Here is a 19185-nt window from a genome sequence, read left to right as displayed (position 1 = left end):
TTGATTTTGAGATTATCGCTAGGCCTTGGGGGGGATTAGGCCCCCAACTTCAACAAGAACAGTTCCAAGCCTAGTACCTTGTCAACCTTCCCGCTCTTCATGCGGTAATCCAACTCAGCGAGGTCAGACATAATTGTGCGCAACCGTTCGGGTTCGAATTTTCGCGCCTGCTCTCCTGCCAGCTTGACTACATAAGGATGCAAACTCAGCCTGGAAGCAATCTGTTGCTGCGAATAGCTTTGTCGTCCCAGATCCTTAACTTGCAGCATAATCCGGAATTGACGAGCAATTAATGCAGCGATCTTGATCGGCTCCTCACGTTGCTTAAGCAGCTCATAGAAAATGCCCAAGGCCTGCTCCAATCTCAGGGCGGCAATATGTTCAACCATAACAAATACATTTTGCTCCGTACTTCGGGCTACCAATTGCTCTACGGCAATGGTATCAATCATCCCGCCCGCTCCAGCATACAAGCATAGCTTGTCCGTTTCGGCCGCCAACACCGCCATCTGCACACCACTGACGGCGATTAGTGCCTCTGCGGCATCTGCGGCGATTCGGCAGCCTCGTTTCTCCACCTCTTGCACCACCCAGTGGACAAGCTCACGCCCTCCCATCGGCATAAAGGACAAAGCCGTACCAGAGGCCTTCATGGCCTTGACTACCTTCTTCCGCTCATCCAGCTTTTCATGATGCACAACAAATACAATCACGCTATGGTCAGCGGGGTTACTTATGTAGGATAATAAAGCCTCTACCTTATGCTCGATCTTCCCCCCGTCCTTGCCTGCGGTGAACACGGACGAATCACGAACAATAATCAATTTGCGCTCCACCAGAAACGGCATCGTCTCCGCTTCCTCCACCACCATCTCTATCGGTGTTTCTGCCAAGTCGAAGGAGGCTAAGGCAAAATCCTTCTGTTCCCGATCCACCAGCTTATCCTGCAACAAGCGGGTGAACTCCTGAATTTGATATTTCTCTGTGCCGTAGCACAAATATAACGGGGAGATACGCCCCTGCTTAATGTCTTTTACCGCTTGCTTTGCGTCCATCCGGCTTCTCCCTTTCGTCTCTTGCCTCTTACCATCATACTTCGAGTCCCCCTTGTTCTTCAAGGTCTCTGCCGATTACGCAACAAAGGGACCTCTGCCTCACGGCGAAAGATCCCTTTGTCCCGGAGCATCTATATAAACGCACGCCGAAGAGCTCTAGAAACTCTCCGAATGGCGGTCATACGACGATCAGGGGGATATAACATTGTCTCTACTCTATATAACCTATTCCATATCTCCTGAAAAGGTGACTGCTTTCGCATATTTAGGAAATCGCCTGAGCTCGAACCCAGCTAACCACCATGCTACAGTTCTATGGCTGTTCTCCCTCAGCATTTGTCTCGGCCCATTTGCCTGCCTCAAACTTGTGATTAATCGCAGCTCCATCTTTCTCTGTCTGATACGTAAATATATGGTCTTCCGCTGACCAGCCACCGGTCACCCAATCCCCGCCAAGTGGCTCGGCATGAACCTGCTTACGCTCCTCGGATTCCCATTTGTAAATATACAAATGTTCCTCTTTCACTTCTGCCTCAAAGACTCCGTCCGGAGAAGACCAGACAAGGGGTTGCCCGGTGAGCAAATAACTACCATCCGCCGTGTCACCGACTATAGCCTTATCACTTGGCTCCTGTTGCTGCGTCTGCTGATTCGGATCAGCAGAGTCTGCACCCCCCTCGGCATTCTTAAAAATTTCTGTACGCATGGCTTCCTGATCTTCAGGTTCCGCCTGATCTGCTCCTGACGAATTCCCGCCAGAGGAATTGCCCGGCGAACCCATCTGAAGCTGATCTGAAGCCGAATTGCCACCGGAACGCGCATTAGGTTGACTGGCTTGCGGCGGATTATCCGGCTGGTTAGAATCTCCCGCTGCCGGACTACCATCCGTGGAACTTGGCTGCTTATCTAACACAGGCGCTTTCGCCGTTTGATCCGGTAATTCAGACGACACCTCATGATTAGTATTACTGCTCTCCTCAGCCTTGAACTGAAGAGACATCTCCTCGGTCACCTCATCGGCTGCCGAATCGTTGCTGGTATGCTGGTCATTCAGACTTTCACTTTGCTGTATGGCAGAGGACACCTCGGCGTCCGACAACGTGCGTGGCTCATACTGATAAATAAACACGCTTAAAATAATAACTGCCGCCGCCCCAAGTGCACCATAACGGTATATCCAGCTTCGTTGCAGTGTTCTTCCACCACTCCGGCGTCGCACATCTCTGCCACTCGGGTCTCCCGGGACTTCGTCCGATGCGCTCTTATCCAGCGACATGATCGGCAAAGCCGAAGTCTCAGCAGTGCTCCCTTCCTCCAGTCGGGCCCGGTCGATTTCTTCCAATTGCGGAAGAATTGCGTCCACAAGACTAAAGTTAGGCATGACTTGGGGCAACTTCTCCAGCCGGGCAGACAGATCGCTTAATCGTTCAAACGCTTCGGCACAAGCCTCGCAACCGTGAATATGCTCGAACAGCAACGAGCGATCTTCTTCATTTAAATCATGGTCCAGATACCGCTGCATCCATTCCTCCGCCTCCTGGCATTTCATCCTGATACACCACCCTTCTGATAATCTTGGAGTAGATGCTGCAACTGTTGCCTAGCCCTGAATAAATAGGATTTCACTGTATTCAGGGGTAAATTCAAGCTGTCAGCAATTTCGTTATACGAGAAATCCTGCAAATATCTAAGCACAACCACCGACCTGTGATGTTCCGGTAATTGCTCAATAGCATCCCGAATATCCTCGGCCAAATATCCCGCCATCACTTCCCGCTCCACACTTTCCTTACCTTGGAACACCATTTCATGCTCGTCAATGGATACGGTTGGCTTTTGTCTACGGAATTTATCAATGCAGATGTTGGTCACAATCCGTTGCACCCAGGTTTTGAACTGCGCCTTCTCTTCATAGGAGTCAATTTTGGTATAAATACGAATAAGGGCTTCCTGAGCCGCGTCATGCGCATCCTGCTCATTGTTCAAAATATAATAGGCCGTCCGGTATACGTGATTCTCGATCTTGCGCAATAGGGTGATTAGAGCGTCGCGATCGCCCGTTTGAGCGGCTCTGATGAGATCCTGCTCTACCACTAAAGGCTCCCCCTTCCTTGCATCTTTACAGACGCTAGAGTCCAACAATATGTTGCAATGTTGTTACTATATAATTAAACTTTTAATCCATGCTTCATGCTCTCTTAATCTCACCTTAGAATATCAGAAAAGAAAGGCCCCGTCATCCTGCTGTAATAAGCTAACCGTTTTGCTTGATTCTGCTCCCTTTACTCGGGCTGTACGGGCAGTTTGAACCTTGCTTCAATGGGTCGACCCCTGCGTACTTTCATCTGTACCTCCCCTTGCTGATCTGTACGATAAATCTGCACCTTATGCTCGGCCAGCCGCTCAACTACGGTTGGATGAGGATGACCATAAACATTCGTCGCTCCCGCCGAAATGAGCGCACGCTCCGGCTGCCAGTAGCCAAGCCATGCCGCTGATGTCGATGTTTTGCTGCCATGATGAGCGACCTTCAAGACATTAACAGGTCTCTTGTAGGCAGGGTTCTCCACAGCATTCTCCAGAGCTATCGCCTTTCTCTCTGCTGCCTCATCCATATCTCCGGTAAATAAAAAGGAAGAGTGGTTCATTTGAAGCAAAAAGACAATGGAGCGGTGGTTTTGCTCTTTATCTACAGGTAGTGTTCGGGATTCTCCGATGTCTGGCTGCGGATACAGAAACTCCAATCGGGTATCCTTGTCGGGCTTAAGCTGCATCCCCCGGCTCACCGAATAGACAGGGATCCCCTTTGCTATAGCCGTTTCCATCAGTTTTGTCATGGTCGCCGATGGAGACAGGCTGCCATTAATAAGCAAGGATTCGACACGAAATTGCTCCAGCACGGCCTGTATCCCACCGATATGATCCTGGTCGCCATGAGTCAGAATTACAGCATCCAGTCGATGGATACCTCGCTTTTTCAGCAGGGGAGCCAAAGTCTTGGTCCCCACCTCGAAGGGCTCCCGGCGTTCCCTCCAGTTATCCTTGGCTTTGCGAAAAGAAACGGTACCTCCACCATCCACCAGAATGTGAACCCCCGAAGGTGTTGTAATCAAGGTGCTGTCTCCCTGACCTATATCAATAAACTCCACATATCCCGTTCCCTTCACATATGCCGTGCCATAACCAACCACAAGTAACAGTACCAGCCCGGCAATAGCGGCTAAGCGTAGCAAAGGGGTGGTTCGTCCCATAGCCAAGCGATAGATAGCCGATGTCCATTGCCTTGCACCCCGTGGGAACTTTCGCCCCCTTCCATCCCTGGCTATTCCAAATCCGTAGGTTGTAGAAGGTACAGAGTCGGCCGCAGCCTGTTCACAGGCTCCTGCTGCTCCTGGTCCGAGAGGAACCGTATCCCCCACCATTCCTCCGTTTACCCGCCAAATATCCGCTTGCTGTTGACGCTCCCTGCCCTTAGCCAGCACATAATAGCAAAACCCGTAAAAAGCGAGAATCCACCCTATATTCGGTGATCTCCAATAGGTCATAAAGCCACTACGCCCGCTAAACCATTCTGTAACTATAAAAGTAGCGCTATTTAGCCAACGTACCGGTATCGCAGCCCATAATCCCAGTTTGGTAGGCAGGAAGCTAAGTAACAGTGCTCCCGTGCCAAGCGGTAATGCAATTGCGCCAATAACCGGTACCAGCAACAAATTAGCCAGAATCGACAGAAGGGAAAATTGATTAAAATAAGTAATCGTTAGCGGAAATGAAACCATTTGTGCTGCTAACGTAATGGCTACAGCGCCTCCGATCTTGGGAGGCAGCCACCGGAAATAACGACTTAATAGAGGAACAAAGATAATTAACCCCGCAGTAACAGCAAAGGATAGCTGGAAGCTGACATTCAGTAAAAAGTAAGGCTCCCACAACAGCATAAGCCAAGCAGCGGTAGCTAATATGTTCAAGCTATCCTTCCATCGACCTTGCTGCAGCAAGTATATCCCGAGCATCGTCATGAGACCGGATCGGATCACGGACGGGGAAAATCCGGTCAACAGCATGTAAATCGGAACAAAACCCATGACGACATTCAGCGAGGTTTCCCTGGTCGCCCGACATAACCGCAGCAAACCAAACAGAAGCCCCACGTTTATAGCTACATGACTGCCGGAAATAGCCAGAATATGTGTCAATCCAAGGTTAGTAAACTCGGTGTATTTGTCAGGCTCAAGCTCATCCTGCAGGCCGATCAGCAGCCCCTTCATATAACCAGCCTGCCAACCTGGGAACAGTCGCTCAATGCGGTCACCCAAGGCGTAGCGAACTTCGTCGACCTTACCGAAGAAACCGGCTATTCCATAGCTGCCACCCTCTACCCTCAGACTCGAAGCTCCTTCGGCTTTGAACAGCCAGTGGATACGTTGAATATGTAGATAGCGACGATAATCAAAACCACCGAAATTCCGAGCGACTTGCGGCTCCTGCAAGCTTCCATTTAAGCTGATTCGCTGACCCCGCTTCCAAAGCCTTGCCGTTTGAATCTCTTCTTTTGCAGCAAGTCTCAATTGTACAGCCACCCGTTCTCCGCCTCGAATTTTTTGTTCTGTCTCTTGTCCTCGTACCAGCCGAAATACCTCCAGGGTAAAATCAGCCCGGTCGCCATCGACCTCTACCATCGAGACAACCATTCCTTCGACGCGCCCCTGCCATATCTGCTCGTTTGACGGCATTTCTATATGAGTAATATTACGTGCCTCATTATAAAGCCAATAAGAAGCTCCCAGCGTAAATACCAGCCATAATAAAATAAGCTTGCGCCACGGCATCCTTAAGACAAGCACTGACACCAGCACCAAGAGCGAGACGCCCAGCCACAGCCACCAGAATATCCCACCGCCGCTCCCTGCCGCCAGACCGCTGCCAAGCAGCCAACAAACCGTCATCGCTGTTAAGGGTCTTCTTCTCATCTTCACTTCTCCTCCCTTCCCATTGAATCACTAGCAAGCCCCGCCAACTAAAAAAAGCACCCCATCCGCCTTTAAGCGAATGAGGTGCTTCCCGCATTCCAGTCCTACTTATAATAAGTCAATTTGCTCGGCCGTTTCCTGTGGGGGCTGATAAGCCTCCAAACGGCGAAAGGTAATACCGATTTGCTTCATCATGGCCGTAACCTTTCCGGTATCCTTCGGATAAGGACGATGGAACACGATTTCCGTAATGCCGCTGTTAGCTAGCATATTGGCGCATGTCCAGCAGGGCTCATCGGTAACATATACGCTTGCCCCTTCCCGATCCGTACGATCAGTGAACAAGAGCAAATTCTGCTCGGCATGAATCGTACGAATACAACGCTGCTTCTTGACCATCTTCTCCTGCCCGTCTTCTTGCACCAGCTCAACTTCTTCCGAAATCATGCAACCCGCCTCCGAGCAGTCAGGCACGCCAGAGGGAGCTCCATTGTAGGCCGTCCCCAGCAATTTCTTCCCTTGCACCAGCACTGCCCCCACATGCCGCCGGCTACAACGTGAACGCGTAGATACCATATAAGCAATATCCATGAAATACGTATCCCAATCTTTGCGTTTGTCCGGATTCATCTCCTAGCTCCCCCTGTCTTACAGCCTAATGTATGGCTTCATCTTCGCCAGCATCTTATCTCCGATTCCCTTCACTTCCGTCAGTTCCTCAATCGAAGTGAACCCTCCGTGTGTATCGCGGTAATCCATAATGGCCTTGGCCTTCTTCTCGCCGATACCCGGAATATCCTGCAATTCCACCAAACCCGCCTGATTGATACTGATCAAGCTAGCATCAACGACTGGCTGATTTGTCCCTGCCGTATCGCCGGAAGCGGTGACGCTGCTTGCCACTCCCATATTCTCCTGACTGCCGCGTGGAGCAGCCTCCTCAGCAGGTAGCCGGGGAACTTCTACGGATGTCGGGGGAGACTGGCCTTCCGGGGTCTCCACCGTAGCTGCTACCGTCGCCTTCCCATTAACCTGAACTTTCCCGCCAGAAGCAGCCTGCTCACCCTCGGCAGCTTCCTCCAACGTGGCAGCAATTGCAGCATTAACAGGAGCCCAACCTTCAATGCCCGCAGGTTTACTTCCTCCTGTTGCCAGCAGCATCAGGCCCGCTCCGATCATTGCAGACACGGCGGCTGTCATGACCAACTTGCGCATACCCACACCCCAATCTTAAGAGGTAGTTCAAAAAGTCATCTTCCCAGGACGAAGTTGCTCGAGAAGCAAATTCGACATCGAATCTTGAATTCAGCCGGGCCAAGCGTAGGCTTCCGTAGTATGTTTCTCGCAGAAACATTTGAGTTGCTGACGTACCTATGCTTCCGAAGTAGTTTTCTCCGAAAACTTGTAGCTCCGCTACTCAGTCCCTAGCTTCATCCAACCTTCTTGGTCCTGTAAACCTGACTTTTTGAACTCGCATTTAAAAGAATCTACTCTTATGTCATGAAGATCCAATCAAGATGCATACATATTGTTACAAGTGGAATAAACATGCCTAGACATGCTTCATACCAGAAAGGTGCAACAACGCACGGAAAGGGGAACCCGGATGAAAGTCGCCTTCATCGGAACCGGATCCATGGGAAGCTTGCTCATCGATGCTTTTTTGCGTTCAGGCGCGCTGCTCCCGCATCATATTTGTGCCAGTAATCGTTCTCCCTCTAAGGCCAAATCACTCGCTTCACGCCACCCTGGACTGCAAATTAGCGATAGCAATACCCAAGCGGTGCAAGGAAGCAAAATCGTCTTTCTTTGCATCAAACCTCTGGATTATCCCGATGTCATCGCGGAAACCCGGGATAGCCTTGATGAGAAGCAAATCATCATATCTATCTCAAGTCCTGTTCAAATTGAAGCATTGGAGAACTGCATTCCCTCCAAAGTTGCCAAGATCATCCCAAGCATTACGCATATGACCCACAGCGGAGCTTCACTTTGTATTTATGGTAGTCGAATCCTTCCGGAGGATCGGCTGCTGTTAGAGCAGCTCATGTCCTCCATCAGCGTCCCGCACTCTCTGCGAGAAGGCGAAACGCGAATTGCCTCGGACTTGTCCAGTTGCGGACCCGCGTTCATGGCTTATGTACTGCAAATCTGGACGGACACCGCCGCCGAGCTTACCGGCATCAGCCAAGCCGAGGCCCGTAGGCTCGGCTCAGAGATGCTGTTAGGAACAGGCAAGTTGTTGACCGAAGGAGGACTCACCGTAGAATCACTCAGAAAGCGAGTGGCAGTACCGGGTGGAGTTACCGCCGAAGGCATCGCCGTTCTTCAAGATGATTTACAACGTTTGTTCGCTCGCTTGATCCAAGCAACTCACCGTAAAAACGATGAAGACGTCAACAAGCTTCAGGAACTGTTCCGTTCCGTCGTCAAAGAAGCTGCTCCGGATTAGCCAACGACAATGTTAACCAATTTGCCAGGAACCGCAATCACCTTGCGGATGGCTTTACCTGCCATAGCCTGCTGCACATTAGGCAGACCCAAGCTATGCTCTTGCATGGCCGCCTGATCCAGATCCTTGGAAATTTTAGTGCGATCGACAATCTTACCGTTCACCTGAACGACGATTTCCACTTCCGCTTCCACGGTCCAGACCTCATCATAAGCTGGCCATGGTTCATAAGAAATCGTACCTTCATGCCCAAGCCGCTCCCATAATTCTTCCGATATATGTGGAGCTAATGGGGAGAGTAGTTGCACGAAGTTCTCGGCTGCCTCTTTCGGAACTGCGTCAGCCTTATAGGCTTCGTTCACAAAGATCATCAATTGGCTGATCGCCGTGTTGAAGCGCAGATTGTCAAAATCTTCGGTCACTTTCTTGACCGTCTTATGCCAAGTCCGTTTCATCTCGTCGCTGCCGCCATCTGCCGTAATTTTGGCGTTCAGGCTTCCATCCTCAGCCACGAACAAACGCCATACACGGGACAGGAAGCGGTGAACCCCCTCCACTCCATTGGCATTCCAAGGCTTGGTAGCTTCTAGCGGCCCCATGAACATTTCATAAACGCGCAGCGTATCCGCTCCGAATTCATTCACAATTTCATCTGGATTAATGACGTTGCCGCGGGATTTGCTCATCTTCTCATTGTTGGTGCCAAGGATCATCCCTTGGTTCACCAGCTTGTGGAACGGCTCCTTGGTAGACACGACGCCCAGGTCGTAGAGTACTTTGTGCCAGAAGCGGGCATACAGCAGATGAAGCACGGCATGCTCGGCTCCCCCGATGTACAGGTCAACAGGCAACCATTCCTTTTGCTTGTCTTGAGAGCACAGCTCTTGATCATTATGCGGGTCAATGTAGCGCAGGTAATACCAGCAGCTCCCCGCCCATTGCGGCATCGTATTCGTCTCACGACGGGCTGGAAGCCCTGTCTCCGGATCGGTTGTGTTGACCCAGTCCGTAACGTTAGCCAGTGGCGATTCTCCTGTACCTGATGGCTTGATCGCATCCACATCCGGCAGGACAAGCGGGAGTTGGTCCTCCGGTACCGGCTTCATCGTGCCATCCTCCAGATGCAAGATGGGAATCGGTTCGCCCCAATAGCGTTGACGGCTGAACAACCAATCCCGCAGACGATAGGTAATCTTGCCTTTTCCTTTGCCGTTCTCTTCCAGCCAGCTAATCATCTTCCTGATGGCTTCCTCATTGTGCAAGCCGTCGATGAATCCGGAATTAACGTGGGCTCCGTCACCGGCATAAGCTTCCTTGCTCAAATCGCCGCCGGACACCACTTCAATAATCGGCAGCTCAAATTGCTTGGCAAAGGCATAATCACGTTCATCATGTCCCGGGACAGCCATAATCGCTCCCGTTCCATATCCTGCCAGTACATAGTCGGCAATCCAGATCGGCAGCTTGGCCCCATTCACCGGATTGATAGCATAGGCCCCGGTAAAGACGCCCGTCTTGTCTTTGGCCAAATCCGTCCGCTCCAGATCACTCTTGCGAGCAGCCTGCTCTTGATAGGACTCAATGGCTGCACGTTGCGCTTCGGTTGTAATCTTGCTAACCAATTCATGCTCCGGCGCCAGCACCGCATAGCTTGCTCCGAACAAGGTATCCGGACGCGTGGTGAACACGGTCAATGCCGCGCCTTGCCCTTCAATGGCAAATACAACCTCGGCTCCTTCCGATTTTCCGATCCAGTTACGCTGCATATCCTTGATACTTTCGGACCAATCCAGTTCCTCCAGATCCTCAAGCAAACGTTCCGCATATTCAGTAATCTTCAGCACCCATTGACGCATCGGCTTGCGAATGACCGGATGGCCCCCGCGTTCGCTCTTGCCATCAATGACTTCCTCGTTGGCCAGTACTGTTCCCAGCGCCGGACACCAGTTCACTGGTACCTCGGCAACATAGGCCAAGCCGCGTTTGTAAAGCTGGATAAAAATCCACTGCGTCCATTTATAGTAAGACGGATCGGTCGTGCTAATTTCACGGTCCCAATCATATGAGAAGCCCAGCGACTTAATTTGACGCCGGAAATTATTAATGTTCTTTACCGTAATATCCCGGGGATGTTCACCCGTATCAAGCGCGTGCTGTTCCGCCGGAAGTCCAAAGGCATCCCAGCCCATCGGATGAAGTACGTTGTAGCCACGCATCCGTTTGAAGCGGGAGACGATATCCGTCGCCGTGTAACCTTCCGGGTGGCCTACGTGCAGGCCCGCACCCGAGGGATAAGGGAACATATCAAGCGCATAAAATTTCGGTTGACCCTGTTCCTCCCGTGTTTTGAACGTATGATGCTCATCCCAATAAGCTTGCCATTTCGGCTCGATGGCCTGAGCCCGATAGATATCTTGGGGCACGTTATGATCCGCCATATTCCAAAATCCTCCTTGATTAACCATAGTTTTGTACAAAATCCAGGATCGTGGTACCGCTATAAGTGTTGAAGAACCTCCTGAGATAAATAAAAAACCTCCCGATCCATAGCGTATCATCGCTAGGGACGAGAGGAAATTTCCCGTGGTACCACCCTAGTTAGCATCGGACATACTTTGTCCTAGCTCACTTTGACCCTTAACGCGGGCAAGACGACGATGCTTTTGAGCATCATGACTCCAAGGCGAGTTCATTTTCATTTCCCAACCGACTTGCACCTGACGTCGGCTCTCTGAATGGTGAAATTAAAATTACTGTTCCTCTTCAAAGTTATCGTGATGTATGCAATTTTGGCTATCAGTTATTATATCCAATTTACCGCTATAAAGTCAACGGCGGACCCGGTTTATCCGGTAACCGCAGTTGAAGCCTTGATTATTCTATCTAAATTTTGTTATTATAAAGATGTGTACACAACGCAAAAAACCTCGACAATTCGAGGCAGACTCCTGGACAAGCACCACCTTGCCCGAGGACCTTTATTTTGCAGTGTGTTTTACTTTATATAGAGAGGAGGTTATCACTCATGGCAAAGGATGTTCTCTGCGAAGTGAATTCATGTCGTTTCTGGGACAGCGGTAACAAATGCGCTGCTTCCTCCATCTACATCGTTTCTCATAAAGAAGCCAAAACTTCTGAGGAAACAGATTGTAAAACATTTGAGCACAAAGCATAATTGATTCATTGGAGAAGGGACAACCCATGTTCCTTCTCTTTTTATTTTACCAAAGCTGAGAATGATTATCAAGATCTAAATGCGATTTTGTATTCATGCTCTGGCCGCAAGGCAGTCTTGGACGCCAAAACCCAAGGAACTAAGCAAGTAAATCGCTTTAGCTTCTTGGGTTTTGCCAAATACTTCTCTATTTTGTTACTGTGGATGTTCTATATTAAATACGATTGATTCGAGCGAGCAGGGTCTCCATATCACTCTCGCGAAGCCCCCTCTTGCTGAGCCATACCAGCGCCCGTAGCGGCAGGAAGTGCAGGTCCGCCTCGGCGATATCCGCCGGCTTGTCCGCCGGGAATATGCCACTATTAGCTTTGAACTGCTCAATGAGTTCCAGAGTAGCCGAGTCTGGATTTCCCCAAGTCAGCAAATCCCCCAAGGTTGAGTTGCGAGTGAAAACACGATTTCGCTGAGTCCCACTCTCCACAAAGACTTCTGCCGTTGCGGCGATATCACGGGACGAACGCCCAACCATAATGTCAAACAGGCCACTCTCCACATGCCAATCCCCTAACTCGACGTCGTAGAAGGCAAACGCTCTTTTACTCAATTCGAAGGTGACGGTCTTCTCTTCCCCTGGCTGAAGTTCGATTTTCTCGAAACCCTTTAGCTCGCGAAGCGGGCGAGCAACAGAAGCTTCGCGATCTCCCACGTACAACTGGACGATTTCTTTACCTGCAAGCTCGCCCGTATTTCTCACTTGCACGCTCACCGTTAAGGTGTCTGACTCCTGAATACGCGTACCACTCAAGGATAGGCCAGTGTATTCAAACCGGGTATAGCTCAAGCCATGTCCGAACGGGAATAAAGGCTCCAAGGCTTTGGTGTCATAGTAGCGATATCCGACAAAGACTCCTTCACGGTACTCCGCCCGGTCATGCTCTCCCGGGAAGAACAGGTACGATGGGTTATGCTCCAGCGCAGCGGGGAAGGTCTCGGCTAATTTACCGCAAGGGTTAGCATCACCGAACAGCAAATCAGCCAGTGCCCCTCCACAGGCTTGTCCACCAAGGTAAGCTTCCAGCACAGCCTGGGTCTTGCCAATCCAAGGCATTTCCACAGGTGAACCATTGCTTAGAATAACTACCAGGTTAGGTTGAACCTGAGCTACTTCCTCAATCAGGCGGATATGATTCTCCGGCAGACGCAGATGCTTGCGATCATACCCTTCCGTCTCATAACGGTCCGGCAAGCCGGCGAATATCACGGCTACTTCCGACCGCTTGGCAGCTTCGACCGCTTCGGCCATCAGCCCTGCATCCACTTCGTCCTCATTCGTCCGATACCCTGGCGCATACGACAGTTGTGCCGTATTCTCCATTTTGCGATGGATTTCTTCGAAGGCATTGTCCAACTGAGTAGGTACGATGTGTGAGCTGCCGCCGCCCTGAAATCTTGGTTGCTTGGCAAAACCACCGATTACAGCAATATTGGCAGACTTGGAGAGCGGCAAAATAGCTTGCTCATTCTTAAGCAATACCATGCTTTCCCGCGCCACTCTTCTAGCCAGACGATGATGCTCCTCCGCGTCAAAAGAAGCTTGCTCCCGCTTGGCTTCATGTCCCTTGAAGGCGAGCTTCAATAATACGGTGACAGCTCTGTCTAGCAGTGCTTCATCCAGTTCGCCATTTTGCACAGCCTGGACAATCCTGGCATCGCCTTCTCCTAGGCTGAACGGCATCTCCAGATCAAGACCAGCGCGCAGGCCAGGTACCCGTTCATTAATCGCACCCCAATCCGATACGACCACGCCTTCAAAACCCCATTCATCCCGCAGAATATCGGTAAGCAAGGTCTTGTTCTCGGCGCAATATTCGCCATTGACCCGATTATATGCTGTCATTACGGTCCATGGCTGGCCCTCCTTAACAGCCCCTTCAAAGCTGGCGAGATAAATCTCCCGCAACGTCCGTTCGTCCACAACAGCATCCACTGTCATCTTGCGGTATTCCTGATTGTTCAAGGCGAAATGCTTAAGCGAAGTGCCTACCCCTTGACTTTGCACACCTTGAATATGACTGCCCGCCATCTCTGAGGATAGGTAAGGGTCTTCCGAGAAATATTCAAAGTTTCTGCCGCACAGCGGGCTGCGCTTGATGTTGGCACCCGGGCCCAGCAGAACGGATACGCCCGCAGCCTGACACTCAGCACCTAACGCCGATCCCATCTCGCGGATTAATGAACGATCCCAGGAACAAGCCAAGCCAGCGGCAGAAGGAAAACATGTAGCCGGAATACTTTGACCCGCAATCAGATAATCTGCATTCTCTACTTCCTTGCGCAACCCGTGAGGGCCATCCGCAACCATAATGGAGGGAACTCCCAAACGCTCCACCGTCTTCAACCGCCAGAAGTCCTGACCCGAGCAAAGGCTGGCCTTTTCCTCTAAAGTCAATTGGCGGACAATTTCCTTAATCGACCGTTCCATTCTTATTGCTCCCCTCCTGTTCCGGCGGCTGACTGGAACACCAAAGCCTCATAAGGCTGCAGCACGTCTGATTTCCGTTCCTTATAATTAGACAGAAGCAGTTCCCCAACGGATGAAAGCTCAGCTAATTCGGTCAGTGCTACTTCGTGATCCGTAAAGTTGCAAATAACAACGAATTGCTCGTCTCCATAAACCCGGCGGTAAGCTCCAATTTCATTGGATTCTTCGTAAAGGTCCTCGTAAAATCCGTAGACCAGAGCCGAATGTTCCCGTCTGAGTGCAATTAACTGGCGATAGAACTGGAGAACAGAATCCTGATCCTTCATATTGTCATCCACGTTAATTTGTTGATAGTTAGGGTTTACCTTGATCCAAGGTTCACCGCTGGTAAATCCAGCTTCTGCATCACTGCTCCACTGCATGGGGGTTCGCCCCTGATCGCGGCTGCGCCGGCCCAGATAATCCATAATTTCTTCGGCCGAACGCCCCTTCGCCGTTTCCTCGCGGAACAGGTTGATGCTGCCGATATCACGATATTCATGGATGGATTCGAAATGACAATTCGTCATGCCGATTTCCTGACCTTGATAGATAAACGGAGTACCGCGCATGAGGAAATAATAGGCTGCCAGCATTTTGGCCGCAGGCTCACGATATGGACCGTCACTCGCGAATTTCGATACTGAACGCACATGATCGTGATTCTCCAGGAACAACCCCATCCAGCCTTGACGATTGGATTCCTTCTGCCATAGCGACAAGGCATCCTTGAATTTCTTCATGTCCCAGTCAATAAATTCCGCCTTGCCACCAGGCTTGATATCCAGATCCACATGCCCGAACTGGAACAACATCGTAAATACTCCATCCGTTTCATCCACGAAATCCGGAATTTGCTCCAGCGGTACGCCGGGTGCTTCAGCCACTGTAATTGCCCCGCGAGGTTCCAGGGCCTCCTGCTTCATTTCCCGTAAGAAATCCAGAATACCATCCTGGTTCAAGCTAGCCTTCTCGATTGGAGCAAAGGAGCGACCATTTTCAAGTTCAAGCTGAGGATAAGCAGGGTCCTTCTTGATGTAAGTAATGGCATCAACGCGGAAGCCTGCGATGCCTTTATCCATCCACCAATCAATCATATTGTAGATTTCCCGCCGAACCTCTTCATTCTCCCAGTTCAGGTCCGGCTGCTTCTTCGAGAAGCAGTGAAGGTAATACTCGCCGCTCGCCTCATCCCATTCCCAGGCAGAGCCCCCGAATGCGCATTCCCAGTTGGTTGGCTCCTTGCCGTCCTTGGCCGGACGCCAAATATACCAGTCTCTCTTGGGATTATCCTTGGAAGAACGCGACTCGATGAACCAGGCATGCTCATCCGACGTATGGTTAGCCACCAAGTCCATAACGAGACGAATGCCTCGTTTCCCCGCTTCTTCCAGCAACTCGTCCATGTCTTCCATCGTTCCGTACTCCGCCAGAATGCCATGGTAATCCGAGATATCATACCCGTTATCATCGTTCGGGGAATCATAAACCGGACTTAACCACAACAGATCAATCCCCAGATACTGCAAATAATCGAGGCGCTGGATAATCCCTCGCAAATCCCCGATTCCGTCTCCGTTGGAGTCTTGAAAGCTGCGTGGATAAATCTGGTATGCCACGCTTTCCTTCCACCACTGCTGCTTTTGCTCTCTCATTGTTCGTACCCTCCGTACCCGATGAAATCATGAAATTCAAAAGATAATACCATGTATAATTTACAGCCAGCAGCTGTCCATTTCCCATTTATTAAGCTTCTCCAGTACGGCTGATCCGTCGCCAAAGAACAAAATTCCGTCGGAGTCTTCCCCCGGATAAAATCGAGCGCTCATTACCTGCTCGCCATCATTAATGAAGATTTCGATGCATGAGTTGTCAATAAAAATACGCAAGAGCAAACGGCCATCCTGCAATTGCACCGGGGCTTTGCGTATTCCTCCCACTCCTTGTCCAGAACGAGTGCGGTCCAGAATCAATTTGCCTTCCGGTCCGTTAAAGGTTAATAACGTCTTCTCCATACCATCCGGACTACAGCCGATCTTCACCCCAAACACCGAATTGGCCTCGGCCTCAATAGCCAGTTCCAATTCAACACTATTCCCCCGGACACCATCAAGTGCAAACTCTTGGTCCAGAGTTATATTGCCATGACTGACATACTCCTTACGCAAGCTCTCCATTTCGGGTAAAGGCGTGCTATACAACTGCTCACCCTTCAGCGTTAGCATCCGCGGCATCGTCATTGCTCCTGCCCACTCATGGGCTTCTTCCGGCTTATCTCCGTCCCATAAGGACATCCAGCCAATCATGACTCGTCTTCCTTGGCGGTCCAGCACCGTCTGTGGTGCATAAAAGTTAAAACCGTAATCCAGCAAATGAAAATCATGATGCTCGAACGAACCCTGCATTTCATCAAAATGTCCAATCAGGTAACCCGATTGGCTTTTGTTATGATATAGATCGCCTTCCGGCTGCATGCCTTCCGGCGAAATAATAAGCACATGTTGATTGGCCAGATCGAACAGATCGGGACATTCCCACATGAAACCCAGACGCTCATCCCCTTGTGCCAACACGTTAACAAACTCCCAGTCCAGCAAATCAGATGATTTATACAATAAGGCCTGTCCACGGTCATCCTGGCTACGTGAACCAAGCACCATGTAATAATGTTCTCCTTGCTGCCATACCTTGGGGTCGCGGAAATGATAAGGATGAATATTGCCCTTCGGCGCCGATTCGATCAATGGATTTTGCTCCAGCTTGGTGAAGGTGATGCCGTCTTCGCTAACCGCCGCGCACTGCACCTGAAGCAATTCCTGCGTCCAGTCTGAACCGGTCCATACATTGCCGGTATACAGCAAGTACAGCTTGCCGTCCTTCTCGATGGCACTCCCGGAGAAACAACCGTCCTTGTCGTACTCCTGGTCTGGCGCCAAGGCCACGGGCAGATGCTCCCAGCGTACCAGATCACTACTCTTCATATGACCCCAGAACATATTTCCCCATTTAGGAGCGTAAGGATGATGCTGATAAAATAAATGATAGTCTCCCTTATATGCGCTGAATCCGTTCGGATCGCTCAGCCAATTGGCCGACGCGGAAACATGATAATTGGGCTTCCACCGGCTCTCATCGGCCACGGGCTTAACCCGTTCCAGATATTCTTCCGCCTTCATGATGGAATTGTCCAAATAATTCGTTGGTTCATATGACATTATTTAACTGCTCCTTCAACGACACCGCGAATAATTTGTTTTTGCATAAATAAATAGAAGAAAATAACCGGAATCATGGATAATACTAACGCCGCCATAGCTACTCCGTAGTCGGATGTGTATTTCCCGAAGAAATAGAAGGTGGACAACGGCAAGGTTCTGTCGTTCTCCCCAATCAGGACCAAGGATGGCAACAGGAAGTCATTCCAGATCCACAAGACATCCAAAATAGCCAACGTGGTTGAGATAGGCTTAAGGATGGGGAAGACAACTTGGGCAAATACACGTAATTTACCCGCTCCGTCGATCAAAGCAGCCTCTTCCAATTCCTTAGGCACACCTTTGACAAAGCCGTGGAACATGAAGGTCGCCATGGCCAGTCCAAATCCCAAGTAGAAGTAGGCCAGCCACCACTTGCTGTTCAGCATGTTCAAATCCCCATAAATCGAAACAAACGGAATCATAACCGCCTGAAACGGAATAATCATTGAGGATACGAGCACCATCAGGATATAGTTATTGAGCTTCCATTTCCAGCGAACCAGAAAATAAGCGAGCATCGCTGCAAACACAATAATGAGTGCCACCGATAGTACCGTAACGATGACGGAATTAGATAAAGCATGCAGAAAGTTCATCGTTTCAAAGGCTTCCTTGTAGTTGCCGAAGCTCAGGGTTTCGGGCAGACTCAGCGGGTCCCGAACGATATCCAGGCGTGGCTTCAAGGAATTCAAGAAGATCATTAATAACGGGAAAATGAACAAAGCGAGCATCAGCGCGCTTACGACAAATAACAGTGACTTTCTTATGACTTTGCCGCTCATCACGCTTCCACCTCCACTTTTTTCATCGCTCTAACTTGCAAAATGGCAATCAGTGCCACGATCAGGAATAATACAAATGCCTTGGCTTGTCCTGGCCCGTAATTCTGATACACGAACGCTTCATTGTAGACGTGCATCGCAATCATTTCCGTCGAACGGAACGGTCCCCCCTTGGTCAGGGACAAGTTGGTATCATAGACCATAAAGCTGCGTTGCAGCGTCAGGAACAAGCTGATTGTAAAGGCAGGTACCATCAACGGGATGCGTATGCTAATCAACTGTCTGAAGTAACCGGCACCATCCAGATTGGCCGCTTCGGTCAGCGATTCGGAAATCCCCGTCAACCCGGCAATGTAGATCAGCATCATATAACCTGCATTTTGCCAAACGCCAACCACGACGAGAGACCAGAAGGCCGTACCCGGGTCGGCAAGCCATGATGAAGAGAAGATGCCTAAGTGCAGTTCAGTACCTACATATACAAGGACTTTGGTGAAAATAAACTGCCACACGAAACCGAGAATGATTCCGCCAATCAGGTTGGGCGTGAAGAATCCGGCACGGAAGAAGTTCTGGCTGCGCAGCCCACTAGTTACGATGAGTGCGAGGGCAAAACCAATCACATTAGTCAAAATCAACGTAAAGAATACATAACGGATCGTTAACCACATGGAGTCCCAAAATATAGCATCTTGCAGAGCCGTTACGTAGTTGCTCAGGCCCGTAAATTCGAAACTGCCAGTCCCCTGCCAGTTCGTCAAGGTCATGAACAGCCCGGCAAAGAAGGGCACGATGATGACCGTGGTGAATGCAAATAGCGGGATGGCCGCAAACAATCCGAAAACTTTTAATTTACCTATCCAAGTTTTTTCATTATACATAGGGTTGGATAACCTCCAAGAAGGGCTCTGAATAATAAGGTAGGGGAAAAGCCGGATGGCCTTTCCCTCTATAGTTCAACTTTGTTATTTCT

At 50.2% G+C, this 19185-nt stretch carries 14 protein-coding genes and 1 other annotated feature; of the genes, 2 read left to right on the top strand and 12 right to left on the bottom strand.

All coding sequences use genetic code 11. The features are described 5' to 3' along the window. Positions 1-35: 35 nt before the first annotated feature. The 6 genes from holA to AC1VOR_RS07540 all read right to left on the bottom strand — a co-directional run bounded on the left by holA (position 36) and on the right by AC1VOR_RS07540 (position 7240). A complete protein-coding gene (gene holA / locus AC1VOR_RS07565; protein WP_482616950.1) occupies positions 36-1055 on the bottom strand; it encodes a DNA polymerase III subunit delta in 1020 nt (339 codons plus the stop codon). A 313-nt stretch (positions 1056-1368) separates the two neighbouring features. After that, positions 1369-2604 (bottom strand): anti-sigma factor family protein, encoded by a 1236-nt coding sequence (locus AC1VOR_RS07560; protein ID WP_482616948.1) that lies wholly within the window; start codon positions 2602-2604, stop codon positions 1369-1371. Then, a complete protein-coding gene (locus AC1VOR_RS07555) occupies positions 2601-3149 on the bottom strand; it encodes an RNA polymerase sigma factor (protein ID WP_482616947.1) in 549 nt (182 codons plus the stop codon). The genes AC1VOR_RS07560 and AC1VOR_RS07555 overlap by 4 nt, the downstream gene beginning before the upstream one ends. A 188-nt stretch (positions 3150-3337) precedes the next feature. Continuing rightward, the gene (locus AC1VOR_RS07550; RefSeq protein WP_482616945.1) at positions 3338-6025 is read right to left on the bottom strand and encodes a ComEC/Rec2 family competence protein; all 2688 of its coding nucleotides are present in this window, start codon (positions 6023-6025) and stop codon (positions 3338-3340) included. A 108-nt stretch (positions 6026-6133) separates the two neighbouring features. Further along, a complete protein-coding gene (locus AC1VOR_RS07545; RefSeq protein WP_482616944.1) occupies positions 6134-6655 on the bottom strand; it encodes a deoxycytidylate deaminase in 522 nt (173 codons plus the stop codon). 18 nt (positions 6656-6673) lie between these two features. Beyond that, positions 6674-7240 (bottom strand): ComEA family DNA-binding protein, encoded by a 567-nt coding sequence (locus AC1VOR_RS07540; RefSeq protein ID WP_482616942.1) that lies wholly within the window; start codon positions 7238-7240, stop codon positions 6674-6676. Between the two features lie 343 nt (positions 7241-7583). Between AC1VOR_RS07540 and comER the strand changes: the two genes are divergently transcribed. After that, positions 7584-8477, top strand: a complete 894-nt coding sequence (gene comER / locus AC1VOR_RS07535; protein WP_482616941.1) for a late competence protein ComER — start codon at positions 7584-7586, stop codon at positions 8475-8477. Here comER and leuS read toward each other — a convergent pair. After that, positions 8474-10915 (bottom strand): leucine--tRNA ligase, encoded by a 2442-nt coding sequence (gene leuS / locus AC1VOR_RS07530; RefSeq protein WP_482616940.1) that lies wholly within the window; start codon positions 10913-10915, stop codon positions 8474-8476. The two genes, comER and leuS, sit on opposite strands and share 4 nt — an antisense overlap. Before the next feature lie 121 nt (positions 10916-11036). Next, positions 11037-11253: a binding site (T-box leader), on the bottom strand. 249 nt (positions 11254-11502) lie between these two features. Here leuS and AC1VOR_RS07525 point away from each other — a divergent pair. Next, entirely contained in the window at positions 11503-11652 is a 150-nt protein-coding gene (locus AC1VOR_RS07525) for a DUF1540 domain-containing protein (RefSeq protein WP_482616939.1), read from the top strand. A 214-nt stretch (positions 11653-11866) separates the two neighbouring features. Here the strand turns inward: AC1VOR_RS07525 and AC1VOR_RS07520 are convergent, their stop codons facing one another. Genes AC1VOR_RS07520 through AC1VOR_RS07500 form a run of 5 tightly spaced genes read right to left on the bottom strand, consistent with a single transcriptional unit; the run spans position 11867 to position 19093 of the window. Continuing rightward, the gene (locus AC1VOR_RS07520; RefSeq protein ID WP_482616937.1) at positions 11867-14134 is read right to left on the bottom strand and encodes a glycoside hydrolase family 3 C-terminal domain-containing protein; all 2268 of its coding nucleotides are present in this window, start codon (positions 14132-14134) and stop codon (positions 11867-11869) included. A 2-nt stretch (positions 14135-14136) separates the two neighbouring features. Then, positions 14137-15828, bottom strand: a complete 1692-nt coding sequence (locus tag AC1VOR_RS07515) for an alpha-glucosidase (protein WP_482616935.1) — start codon at positions 15826-15828, stop codon at positions 14137-14139. 60 nt (positions 15829-15888) lie between these two features. Beyond that, positions 15889-17388 (bottom strand): glycoside hydrolase family 32 protein, encoded by a 1500-nt coding sequence (locus AC1VOR_RS07510; RefSeq protein ID WP_482616933.1) that lies wholly within the window; start codon positions 17386-17388, stop codon positions 15889-15891. Beyond that, positions 17388-18212, bottom strand: coding sequence for a carbohydrate ABC transporter permease (locus AC1VOR_RS07505; RefSeq protein ID WP_059052088.1), 825 nt, complete (start codon positions 18210-18212; stop codon positions 17388-17390). Before AC1VOR_RS07505 ends, AC1VOR_RS07510 begins: the two co-directional genes overlap by 1 nt. Next, positions 18212-19093, bottom strand: a complete 882-nt coding sequence (locus tag AC1VOR_RS07500) for a carbohydrate ABC transporter permease (RefSeq protein ID WP_482616930.1) — start codon at positions 19091-19093, stop codon at positions 18212-18214. Before AC1VOR_RS07500 ends, AC1VOR_RS07505 begins: the two co-directional genes overlap by 1 nt. Positions 19094-19185: the final 92 nt, after the last annotated feature.

The sequence above is a fragment of the Paenibacillus sp. 1SOY10 genome (genome assembly GCF_056836745.1).
This window is presented reverse-complemented; position numbering and strand designations above follow the sequence as displayed.

Bases quoted from the DNA above. Each gene is read 5' to 3' on its own strand.
- holA (WP_482616950.1), bottom strand. From the start codon at position 1,055: ATGGACGCAAAGCAAGCGGTAAAAGACATTAAGCAGGGGCGTATCTCC.
- AC1VOR_RS07560 (WP_482616948.1), bottom strand. From the start codon at position 2,604: ATGAAATGCCAGGAGGCGGAGGAATGGATGCAGCGGTATCTGGACCAT.
- AC1VOR_RS07550 (WP_482616945.1), bottom strand. From the start codon at position 6,025: ATGAGAAGAAGACCCTTAACAGCGATGACGGTTTGTTGGCTGCTTGGC.
- AC1VOR_RS07545 (WP_482616944.1), bottom strand. From the start codon at position 6,655: ATGAATCCGGACAAACGCAAAGATTGGGATACGTATTTCATGGATATT.
- AC1VOR_RS07540 (WP_482616942.1), bottom strand. From the start codon at position 7,240: ATGCGCAAGTTGGTCATGACAGCCGCCGTGTCTGCAATGATCGGAGCG.
- comER (WP_482616941.1), top strand. From the start codon at position 7,584: ATGCTTCATACCAGAAAGGTGCAACAACGCACGGAAAGGGGAACCCGG.
- leuS (WP_482616940.1), bottom strand. From the start codon at position 10,915: ATGGCGGATCATAACGTGCCCCAAGATATCTATCGGGCTCAGGCCATC.
- AC1VOR_RS07525 (WP_482616939.1), top strand. From the start codon at position 11,503: ATGGCAAAGGATGTTCTCTGCGAAGTGAATTCATGTCGTTTCTGGGAC.
- AC1VOR_RS07520 (WP_482616937.1), bottom strand. From the start codon at position 14,134: ATGGAACGGTCGATTAAGGAAATTGTCCGCCAATTGACTTTAGAGGAA.
- AC1VOR_RS07515 (WP_482616935.1), bottom strand. From the start codon at position 15,828: ATGAGAGAGCAAAAGCAGCAGTGGTGGAAGGAAAGCGTGGCATACCAG.
- AC1VOR_RS07510 (WP_482616933.1), bottom strand. From the start codon at position 17,388: ATGTCATATGAACCAACGAATTATTTGGACAATTCCATCATGAAGGCG.
- AC1VOR_RS07505 (WP_059052088.1), bottom strand. From the start codon at position 18,212: ATGAGCGGCAAAGTCATAAGAAAGTCACTGTTATTTGTCGTAAGCGCG.
- AC1VOR_RS07500 (WP_482616930.1), bottom strand. From the start codon at position 19,093: ATGTATAATGAAAAAACTTGGATAGGTAAATTAAAAGTTTTCGGATTG.